Consider the following 11,008-nt stretch of genomic DNA (forward strand, 5'->3'; position numbering starts at 1 on the left):
TATGCTTTGACAGGCGGACTTACGTGATGGTCCGCTGGTCACTGCTCGCGTTTGCTCATGGGGATTCCAATAATGAAAAACCCTTATGCTCCCGCTTTCTGGTGCGTGTTCTTCGCACTGGTGTTGCTATCGGCGACTTACTTCTACGGCATCATGCTGGCCCATCAAATCGACAAGGCCATGGTGTTCCTCGACAGCGCCAGCGCGCTGATCGCGGTGCTGTCCATCGGCGTGGTGGCCTGGGCCTCCTACCAGGGCCAGCGAATCAAGCGAAGACTGCTCGAACAAGGCAAGACCCGCGTGGCGATCTGGGACACCAAGGTTGCCCTGCGCCGGGTCGAGACGGTGTTCGACCGCTACTTCTGGGGCAGCTACTGGCAGCCGGGGCGCACCTTCCAGGAAGTCATGGGCGAACTGACCGGCACACCGCTGGAAAAAAGCCTCGAAGCCCTGAAAAAACAATGCGTGATGCTTGATCGGCAAGTCGCCGACGGACGGCATTGGCTGAATAACGCCCGGGAATTATCCGACGTGGCCACTGCGATGGCGCGGGAGCGTTACCAGCTGGATTTTTATGATCCCAAGTCGGATACGCCGGGCAATGCGGTGATTCACCGTGAGTTTGAGGTGCTGGTGTATACGTGGACGGCACGGCTGAAGAGCTTTGACCATCAACTCGATGAGATCGAAACCGAGTATTCCTGAAATCTGTGGTGTCTGTACTGACGCCTTCGCGAGCAAGCCCGCTCCCACACTCGACTGCATTCCAAAGATGGAACTCACTCGAATGTGGGAGCGGGCTTGCTCGCGAAGGCACTTTACCGTTCAGCGCTGAAGTCTGCGCCTATTGAAAAATTGGGCTGCATACGCCAGCCAATGCTAATCTTCCCCGGATTTCGGCGGGCTTGAGCCGACACCCTTCGGGGTTCAGGGAAGACAGCCCACTTCACAGGATTTGATCAGGTCACTACATGAATAAGCCAGCAGTCGTTCTCTTGGGTATCGTCGTCGCCATTGGTGCAATCAGCGCAGGCGGTGCCTGGTACACCGGCAAGCAACTGGAGCCGGTGCTGCAAACCGCCATCCAGGACGCCAACAAGGAACTGCAGACCTCCATGGCCGGTGTCGACGGCACTGTGACCCTCGAACTGGTCTCCCTCGACCGTCAGCTGTTCAGCAGCACCGCCCACTATCGCCTCAAGGCCCAGGGCGCGGTGTTCGGCGAAAATCATCAGGACACCGAACTGCTGTTCGTCGACCATATCGAACACGGCCCGCTGCCGTTCTCGCGCCTGGTGTCGCTGAAGTGGCTGCCGGTCATGGCCACCAGTCACTACGAACTCGAGAAAAACCCCACCACCGAAAAATGGTTCGCTGCCAGCAAGGACGTGTCGCCCCTCAAAGGCGTGGCCAACATCGGCTATGACCGCTCGGTGACCGGCAACGTTGAACTGCTGCCCCTGGAACTCAAGGACGACAAGTCGGCCGTGAGCTTCTCCGGCGCCAACCTCGATTTCGACTCCACCGCCGAAGGCAAGAAGGTCAAGGCCAGCGGCTACATGGACAGCCTCAAGGTCTCGGTCATCGATGCCAACAACGCCAAGCTGGATGCGGAGCTGAGCGGCCTGACCATCGCCAGCAACCTGGAAAAAACCACCTTCGGTTTCTACACCGGGCAAAACACCGTCGAGCTGACCAACACCAAGGTCACCTTCGGCCCGCAGCAAGCAGTGCTGACTCTCAAGAACTTTGAGCAGAAAGACAGCAGCGAAACCAAGGACAACAACCTGGCCGGCCGCGTCGACTACAAGATCGACGAGATCGGTTACCAGGGCAAGCCAGTGGGTTCGGCGGCCATGGCCGTCAGCATGAAGAACGTCGACATCCCGTCGATGCTGGTACTGACCAAGCTCTACCAGGAAAAAGTACAGCCGGCCCAGGCCGCTGCCGCTGCTGGCCAGCCCGTGCCTGAGTTGCAACTGACCGAAGCCGAGCAGACCCTGGCCCAGGCCAACGTCGACCAACTGCTGGCTGCCAAGCCGCAAGTGGCGGTAGAAAACCTGTCGCTGAAAACCACCAATGGCGAGAGCCGCTTCAACCTGGTGGCGGACTTCGCCAAGCCGTCGAGCATGGACCTGCCGCCGGTTGAACTGGGCAAGCAAATCGTTGCGCTGCTGGACGCCAACCTGACCCTGTCCAAGCCGATGATCCAGGACGTTGCCGGCCTGCAGGCGCAGATCGGTGGTGTGACCGACCCGAAAGCCATCGAGCAGCAATCCCAGATGGCCAGCGAGATGATCAGCGGTATGGCCGTGGGTACTCAACTGGCGACCCTGGTGGGTACCGATATCGTGTCCAAGCTGCACTACGCCAACAATGAAGTGACCTTCAACGGCCAGAAAATGACCGTCGAGCAATTCATTGGTTTTGTGCTGGGCAAGTTCGGCGCGGTCAGCGGCGCTCAATAAGTTTCGGCTCAAAGTGATGTAGGCCAATTCTGAACAATTGTTCTGAATTGGCCTTTTTTGTACCCCCCTCAAGGATATTGCGCCCCGGGAAAGCTTGGCCGCGTCATCAGATGCCGGCCGCCTGGAGTGTCGTGCAGGTGAACTTATCGCTACAGCTTTCCCTGGTGAGGAAGCTGACGACATGTCGCGTAATATTCATCCGTTTATCCGCCTGGCCCTGTGCAGCCAACTGCTCTGGCCCGTCGTGGCATCGGCCGATGCGGCCTATGATTCGCTGATCAACCAGGCCCGCAGTGGCAACTATGGTCCGGCCCTCAACCTGTTGCGCCAAATGCCCGCCGAGCGCCAGACGCCGGGGCAGGTCAGCGATCACCTGTTGATTGCCAGCTGGGCGCGCCAGGACGCCGAGGTGCTGACGGTCTACGAGGCCCAGGGCCGCTCACGCACCCTCACCACCCAGGCGCTGGCCACCGTCGCCCGCACCTATCGCAACCAGCAGCGTTGGGAACCGGCGATTGCCGTGTATCGCCAGGCGTTGCTGCGCGAGCCGAATAACCCGGACTTGCAACTCGGCCTGGCCCTGACCCAGGCGGACGCCGGCCAGACCGCTGAAGCGATGCAGCGCACCCGCGCCCTGGTGGCCGCCAAGCCCGACGACGCCGACCGCCGCATGGCCCTGGGTTACGCACTGACCCGTGCCGGCTCTACCTATGACGCGCTGTTCGAATTCGACCAGGCGTTCATGCGTGCCGGCAACAAACCTGAAGTCGCCCGCGAATACATCGTCGCCCTGCAACGTGCGCGCCTGCCGGAACCGGCCCTGCGCCTCGCTGCCCGGCGCCCTGGCCTGTTGGACCCGGTCACCCAACGCCGCCTCGAAGGCGACCTGGCCGCCGAGCGCGTGCGCATGGCCGAGTTCGCGACCCGCAGTGAAAAAGAGCGCTACGTCATCGCCGACCGTGCCCTCAAGGATTACGACCAACTGCTCACCACCTGGACACCGGATGCCAACGCCCATGACGACGTGGTGCGCTGGCGCATCGACCGTCTGGGCGCGCTGAAAGCCCGGGCGCGCACCGCCGAGGTGATCCGCGACTACGAAGTGCTGAAGGGCGAAGGCGTACAACTGCCGACCTACGCCCTGCGCTGGGTCGCTGCCGCCTACCTCGACCAGCGCCAGCCGGAAAAGGCCGCGCCGCTGTATCGCCAGGCCCTGGCGGCAAGCGATGCGGACGCCGGCGATCACGTCGAAGACAGCACCGCGCTGTTCTACGCCCTGCTCGAAAACGATCAAGTGGTGGAAGCCCGCGAAGTCGCCGACAACCTGGCGAGCACCCAGAAACCCCGGGTCGAGCTCAAGGGCTTGCCCATCGGCAACCCCAACGACGCCTGGATGGACGCCCAACAATTGGCCGCCCAGGCCGGCACCTATGGCGCCGATCTGCCCGCCAGCGAAAAAGGCCTGGAAGCCCTGGTGCAACAGGCCCCGGGCAATATCGGCCTGCGCCTGGCCCAGGCCGATATGTACCGTGCCCGCGACTGGCCACGGCGCGCCGAAAACACCCTCAAGGAAACCGAAGCCCAGGCCCCGCGCGACATCGGCCTGGAGGTTTCCCAAGGCCACACTGCCCTCGATCTGCAGGAATGGCGTCAGCTCGATGCACTCACCGATGACGTGGTCGACCGCGCCCCGGACAACCGCCAGGTACAGCGCCTCAGCCGCCTGCGGGATGTGCACGACATGGCCGAATTGCGCGTCGAGGCCTACACCGGCAAAAGCAACGGCGGCGGCGATGACGGCGCGGGCGCGGTGTCCGGCAGCCGCGATTTCGGCATCGAAACCTTGCTCTACAGCCCGCCCATCGATGAAGACTGGCGCGTGTTCGGCGGGGCCGGCTACGCCACCGCCGATTTCGAAGAAGGCACCGGCCAACACCGTTGGCAGCGCCTCGGTGTAGAGCGGCGCACCCGCGACATGACCCTCGAAGCCGAGGTCTCCAACCACTCCTACGGCTTTGGCGACAAGCAGGGCGCACGCATCGCGATTGCCCGCGACATCAATGACCAATGGCAGTACGGCGGCAGTCTCGATTACCTCTCCGCGAGCACCCCGCTGCGGGCACTGAATGCCGACATTACTGCCAACGGCGGCAGCGGGTTTATCCGCTGGCGCGCCAACGAAAGCCGCGAATGGAAACTGGCCCTGAGCCCGTCCCACTTCAGCGACGGCAACAACCGCCTTGAAGCTCTGCTCACCGGTCGCCAGGGCGTGTACAGCTCGCCGGGGGTGCAAGTCGACCTGGGCCTGGAAGTCGGCACCAGCCGCAACACCAAGGAAGACACGCCGTACTTCAACCCGCGCTCGGACTTCAGCGTGCTGCCCACGGCCACCGTCAACCACGTGCTCTACCACCGCTACGAAACCCAGTGGAGCCAGCAGTTCCAGGTGGGGGCGGGCACCTACAGCCAGCGCGACTACGGTACCGGCGGCGTTGCACTGGTGGGCTACGGCCAGCGGTTTCGCTGGAACGACGTGCTCGAAACCGGCGCCAACCTCAGCTGGATCAGCCGACCTTATGACGGTGAGCGCGAAAGCGACCTGCGCCTGATCGTCGACCTCACCTACCGCTTCTAGAAGAGTCCGATCATGCCTGTCTTGTCCCGTTGCCTGTTGGCCCTGGGGTTAATGCTGAGCAGCGCTTGCGCCCAGCAACCCGCACCTTTCACTCCACCCGCCGAGCGGCTCAAGCCTGCCAGCGAAGCGGCGTGGCCGAAGAACCATTTCCTCGGTATCGCCTACCACGACATCGAGGACCGCGACCCCGATCAGGCTGTCGTGGCCGTGCGCACCGAACGTTTGATCGAGCAGTTGGCGTGGCTGCGGGAAAACGGCTACCAGCCCGTCACCGTCGACCAGATTTTGGCGGCCCGCAACGGCGGCCCGGAGTTGCCGGCGAAGGCGATCATGCTCAGCTTCGATGACGGCTACGCGAGCTTCTACACCCGTGTGATGCCGATCCTGCGCAGCTACAACTGGCACGCGCTGCTGGCGCCGGTGGGTTCGTGGGTGGATACGCCGCTGAACCAGCCGGTGGATTTCGCCGGCACACCACGCCCGCGTTCGGACTTCCTGACCTGGCAGCAGGTGCGCGAAATCGCCCAGTCCGGCCTGGTGGAAATCGCCGCGCACACCGACGCCAATCACAAGGGCGTGCTGGCCAACCCACAGGGCAACCTGCAACCGGCCGCCACCACCCGACGCTTTGACCCGGCGACCCATCGCTACGAAACCGAAGCCCAGTTCCAGGCGCGGATGCGCACCGACGTGACGGCGATCTCCAACAAGATCCGCGCCGTCACCGGCAAGGCGCCGCGCGTGTGGGTGTGGCCTTACGGCGCTGCCGATGGCACCTCGCTGGCGGTGGTGGGCGAGCAGGGTTACCAGATGGCCCTGACCCTGGAAGACGGTCTCGACAGCCTCGGCAACCTGATGAGCAGCCCGCGCTTCCTGGTGGCCTCCGACCCGGACGGCGAACACTACGCCAACGCCATCGTCGCGACCCAGACTGAAGCCCCGCTGCGGGTGCTGCATGTGGACCTGGACAACGTCTACGACCCGGACCCGGAACAGCAGGTGCGCAACCTCGACAAACTGATCCAGCGCGTGGTCGACATGGGTGCCAGCACCGTGTTCCTGCAGGCTTTCGCCGACCCCAAGGGCGATGGCCTGGTGCGTTCGCTGTACTTCCCCAACCGCCATTTGCCGGTGCGCGCCGACCTGTTCAACCGCGTCACCTGGCAACTGCGCACCCGGGCCCACGTGAACGTATTTGCCTGGATGCCGGTGCTCAGTTTCGCCCTCGATTCGAAGCTGCCCCGCGTTACCCGTTGGGACCCGCAAACCGGCAAGGTCGCCATCGACCCGGACCAGTACCAGCGCCTGTCGCCGTTCGATCCGAAAGTGCGGCAGGTCATCGGTGAGATCTACGAAGACCTGGCGCGCACCAGTGCCATCGACGGCGTGCTGTTCCACGACGACGCGGTGCTGTCGGACTTCGAAGACGCCAGCCCGCTGGCGCTCAAGGCCTACGCCGCCAATGGCCTGCCGGACACCATCGAAGCCCTGCGCGCCGACCCTGCGGTGATGCAGCGCTGGACGCGTTTCAAGAGCCGCTACCTGATCGACTTCACCCATGAGCTGACGGCCAAGGTCCGCAAGCTGCGCGGCCCGCAGGTGCAGACCGCACGCAATATCTTCGCCGAACCGATGCTCAACCCGGGCAGCGAAGCCTGGTTCGCGCAGAACCTTGACGACTTCCTCACCAGCTACGACTGGACTGCGCCGATGGCCATGCCGCTGATGGAAGGCCAGGACCTCAAAGGCTCCAACGCCTGGCTGGAAAAGCTCGTGGCCACCGTCAAGGCCCGCCCCGGCGCTCTGCAACGCACGGTCTTCGAGTTGCAAGCCAAGGACTGGCGCACTTCGGCCGCCCCCGATCTGGACGGTGCACAAATGGCCGAGTGGATGGGCGTGCTCAAGCGTCAGGGCGTGACCAGTTTTGGCTACTACCCCGACAACTTCCTGGAGAATTCGCCGGATCTGAAAACCGTGCGTCCGGCCCTTTCCAACCAGTGGAATCCTTGACTCATGTTCGACAGAATCCTCGCGCTTATCGTCTTGTCATTGGTATTGGGTGTGCCCCTTGGGCTGATCTTTTTGGTCACCGGGCAGTTCCTGATGGACTTCGTATTCTTCTATCCGCTGTTCATGTCCGGCTTGTGGATCGCTGGCGGCCTGTACTTTTGGCTGCACTGGGAGCGCCATTGGCCGTGGGCGGATGACACGCCGGCGCCGGTGCTGGCCGGTGAGCCGCTGATCTCGATCCTGATCCCTTGCTACAACGAAGGCGACAACGCCGCCGAAACCATCGGCGCCGCGTTGGCCCAGCAATACCGCAACATTGAAGTGATCGCGATCAACGACGGCTCCAGCGACAACACCGCCGCCGTGCTCGATGCGCTGGCGCTGAAAGAGCCGCGCCTGCGGGTGCTGCACCTGGCGCAAAACCAGGGCAAGGCTGTGGCCTTGCGCATGGGCGCGGTAGCAGCGCGCAGCGAATACCTGGTGTGCATCGACGGCGATGCGTTGCTCTCGCCGAACACTGCGGCGTACCTGGTGGCGCCGATGCTCGACAACCCGCGCCTGGGGGCCGTCACCGGCAACCCGCGGATTCGCACGCGCTCCACCTTGATCGGGCGGGTGCAGGTGGGCGAGTTCTCTTCGATCATCGGCTTGATCAAGCGCACCCAGCGGGTCTTCGGGCGGATCTTCACCGTCTCCGGCGTGGTGGTGGCGTTTCGGCGGGCGGCCCTGGACCGGGTCGACTACTGGAGCACCGACATGATCACCGAAGACATCGACGTGAGCTGGAAGCTGCAACTGGACCACTGGAGCATCTTCTACGAGCCTCGCGCGCTGTGCTGGATCCTGATGCCGGAAACCCTCGGCGGCCTGTGGAAGCAACGCCTGCGCTGGGCCCAGGGCGGCGCTGAAGTGCTGTTCAAAAATATTCGTGGCATCTGGCAATGGCGCCATCGCTACCTGTGGCCGCTGCTGTTCGAGTACTGCCTGTCCACCGGTTGGGCCTTCACCTTTTTGCTCTCGGTGATTTTCTGGGCCGTGGGCAAGGTGGTGACGCTGCCCGCCGCCATCGCCGTCGACTCGCTGATGCCGCCGGCCTTCACCGGCCTGCTGCTGGCGGTGGTATGCCTGGTGCAGTTCGCGGTGAGCATCATGATCGACCGGCGCTATGAAAAGGGCCTGTGGAAAACCCTGTTCTGGACCGTCTGGTACCCGTTGGTGTTCTGGCTGGTGAGCCTGTTCACCACCCTGGTCAGCTTCCCCAAAGTGTTGTTCCGCCAACACCAGAAACGCGCGCGCTGGGTCAGCCCGGATCGCGGTATCAAAGCCCCCACTACGGATGTGCAGCCATGAACCTGATCCGAACCCAACAGCGCCCGGTGATGTGGGCCATCGACGTATTCCTGACCCTGCTGGCCTGGGCCGGGCTGATTATCCTGCTGGTGCGCGGGCTGGTGCCGATGCTCGACAGCCACGGCGGCCCGCGGATCGATGCGCCGATTTTCGCGGCGCTGGATACCTTGCAGATCTACCTGTGGATTGCCGTCTTCAACGCGATGGTACTGATCAGTTGGGCACGCTACCAGCAGCGACGTGGCAAGCACTTTGCCCAGCGGCGCTCGGCGGCCAAGGCCTTGAGCGACCAGCATTTGAGCGACAGCTTCAGCCTGGGGGAAGGTGACCTGGAGCAACTGCGCCGCCCGGGTGTGCTGGTGATTCATAACGACCACGAAGGGGGTGTGCAGGAAGTGACAGCCCATGTGTCCCGGCATGTGGAGCGGCCAGGGTTGAAGTTGGTGGCGGGGCAGGAGCGGACCAAGGAGGTTGGTTAACCGGGATATCGAAAAATGGGATCCAATTCACAAAATAACCGCGAACTTTTCTCATCTTTTGGCTACTAACCAGTCTTGATACCGCATTGATGGCCAAGTAATGGCAATTGTAAGCGCCACCATTGGAGGTGTATCAAAACTGTTACCGCTTGTCGGAATAAAAATTCCAATTGCAAGCAATTAAACGTTGCATGATTTATTTATTGTTAATAATCAGCAACTTATATGCCTGTTAAACATAACTTCCCACTAAGCCAGAATCTTGGCCCACCGGAAGTTCGATGTTAGTTTGCCGGCCCCCGCTTTTTCGACGGATCGAACATGTCTTTATTATTGCCACGGACTCGGCTGCTGCTGGGCGTTTGCCTGCTGACTTGCTTCGCACTCAATAGTGCGACGGCTGCGCCCACGCCTGGCGATCAGGACCTGATCCGCGACCGGCAAAACCGTCTGCTGGAAGAACAGCGCCGGCGCCTTGAAGACCTCAAGGAACTGCCCGGCAAAGAAGCCAAGCCCGAAGCGCCTGCCACCCCGGCCGACACCCGTTGCTTCCCGATCAAAGACATCGAACTCAAGGGTGCCGACAGCCTGCCTGCACCGGACCGCGAGCGCCTGCTCAAGCCGTATATCGGCCAGTGCCTGGGCGTCTCCCAGCTCAACCAAGTGCTCAAGTCGATCACCGACTACTACATCGACAAAGGCATGGTTACCAGCCGTGCTTACTTGCCGCAGCAGGACCTTTCCACCGGCCACCTCCAGGTGTTGGTGGTGGAAGGCAAGCTCGAAGGCTTGAAGGGCGCCGACGGCAGCAACCTGTCCCCGCGCGAGCTGGCCATGGCCTTCCCCGGCAAGGTCGGCGAGCAGCTCAACCTGCGGGAAATCGAGCAGTTGGTGGACCAGTTGAATCGCTTGCCGTCCAAGCAGGCGCAAATGGAACTGACCCCCGGCAGCCAGGTGGGCGGCAGTGAAGTGCAGGTCAGGAACGTCCCGCAGAAGCCCTGGCGCGCCAGCCTGTCGCGCAATAACGACGGGCAGAAAAGTACCGGCGAACAGCAGTGGGGCGCCGGCCTTGAGTGGGACAGCCCCCTGGGCCTGGCCGACCAGTTGGTGTTGCGCGGCGGCCACGATGCCGTCAGCGACCACCAGAAAACCTCGAAAAACACCATGCTCTACTACAACGTGCCGTGGGGCTGGTGGAACTTCAGCTACACCTACAGCGAGAGTGATTACCGCGCTCTGGGTTACGCCGACACCTTCAAGTTCAAGCAATCTGGCGACAACGAAAACCACCAGTTGCGCGCCGAGCGCGTGATCCATCGCGACGACGTCAGCAAGACCTCGGTCAACGTCGGCCTGGCCCACCTGCGCACTAACAACTACATCAACGACGCTCACCTCGAAACCAGCAGCAACCGCCTCAGCGAGCTGCAACTGGGCATCAACCACGGCCGCCGCATCGGCAATGCCTTCGTCAACCTCGACCTGGGCATGCAGAACGGTATCGGCGCCTTCGATGCCCAAGCTGAAAACGAGCGCGATCAGTACGGCAATCGCCTGCCCAACGCGCGCTACCGCAAATACACCGCCACCGTCAGCTACCTGCAGCCGTTCACGCTATGGGGTGAGTCGTTCAGTTTCTCCAGCCTGGCCACCGGCCAACGCAGTGAAGACATTCTGTTCAGCCCCCAGCGCATGAGCCTCGGCGGCTCGGCCTCGGTGCGCGGTTTCAAAGACCAGCAGCTCACCGGCGACAGCGGCGGCTACTGGCGCAACGACGTGCGCTGGGCGCGCCCGGTGACCTGGGACTGGATGCGCCCGGCCTTTGCCGAATACGGCGCCAGCGTCGGCTACGACCAGGGTGTGATCAGCAATGGCCGCTACAACGACAACGTGCACGGCCGGGTCTCGAGCAACTCGTTGGAGTTGTTCGCCCGTGGCAAATACGTCAGCACCAGCGTGACCTTTGCCCATTCCCTGGAACGCCCGGCAGTGATGAGCGAGCGCGAAGCGCCGATCTACTTCCGCATGGATTTCTTCCTGTAATTCAACGCCCCGTTACATCGAGA

Annotated in this window: 7 protein-coding genes; all 7 read left to right on the top strand. The window is 62.5% G+C overall.

What is annotated here, in order from left to right; all coding sequences use genetic code 11:
* Positions 1–72 precede the first annotated feature (72 nt).
* The 7 genes from HX786_RS17465 to HX786_RS17495 all read left to right on the top strand — a co-directional run bounded on the left by HX786_RS17465 (position 73) and on the right by HX786_RS17495 (position 10,985).
* Positions 73–705, top strand: a complete 633-nt coding sequence (locus HX786_RS17465) for a hypothetical protein (RefSeq protein ID WP_003218188.1) — start codon at positions 73–75, stop codon at positions 703–705.
* A gap of 266 nt (positions 706–971) precedes the next feature.
* Positions 972–2,468 (top strand): YdgA family protein, encoded by a 1,497-nt coding sequence (locus HX786_RS17470; protein WP_023659325.1) that lies wholly within the window; start codon positions 972–974, stop codon positions 2,466–2,468.
* A gap of 181 nt (positions 2,469–2,649) precedes the next feature.
* Positions 2,650–5,103 carry a poly-beta-1,6 N-acetyl-D-glucosamine export porin PgaA gene (gene pgaA, locus HX786_RS17475; protein WP_178912383.1) on the top strand — a complete coding sequence of 818 codons (2,454 nt, stop codon included), beginning with the start codon at positions 2,650–2,652 and terminating at the stop codon, positions 5,101–5,103.
* A gap of 12 nt (positions 5,104–5,115) precedes the next feature.
* The gene (gene pgaB, locus HX786_RS17480; protein ID WP_008433662.1) at positions 5,116–7,113 is read left to right on the top strand and encodes a poly-beta-1,6-N-acetyl-D-glucosamine N-deacetylase PgaB; all 1,998 of its coding nucleotides are present in this window, start codon (positions 5,116–5,118) and stop codon (positions 7,111–7,113) included.
* Positions 7,114–7,116: 3 nt separating this feature from the next.
* Complete coding sequence (gene pgaC / locus HX786_RS17485; RefSeq protein WP_003218180.1) at positions 7,117–8,463, top strand: poly-beta-1,6-N-acetyl-D-glucosamine synthase; 1,347 nt, start codon at positions 7,117–7,119, stop codon at positions 8,461–8,463.
* On the top strand, positions 8,460–8,942 hold the full coding sequence (gene pgaD / locus HX786_RS17490) for a poly-beta-1,6-N-acetyl-D-glucosamine biosynthesis protein PgaD (protein WP_008433665.1): 483 nt from the start codon (positions 8,460–8,462) through the stop codon (positions 8,940–8,942). Before pgaC ends, pgaD begins: the two co-directional genes overlap by 4 nt.
* 321 nt (positions 8,943–9,263) lie before the next feature.
* The gene (locus HX786_RS17495) at positions 9,264–10,985 is read left to right on the top strand and encodes a ShlB/FhaC/HecB family hemolysin secretion/activation protein (protein WP_256735307.1); all 1,722 of its coding nucleotides are present in this window, start codon (positions 9,264–9,266) and stop codon (positions 10,983–10,985) included.
* Positions 10,986–11,008: the final 23 nt, after the last annotated feature.

Origin of the sequence: Pseudomonas sp. 21615526 (genome assembly GCF_013386245.1) — a bacterium.
In the GTDB taxonomy this organism is placed as follows: Bacteria; Pseudomonadota; Gammaproteobacteria; order Pseudomonadales; family Pseudomonadaceae; genus Aquipseudomonas.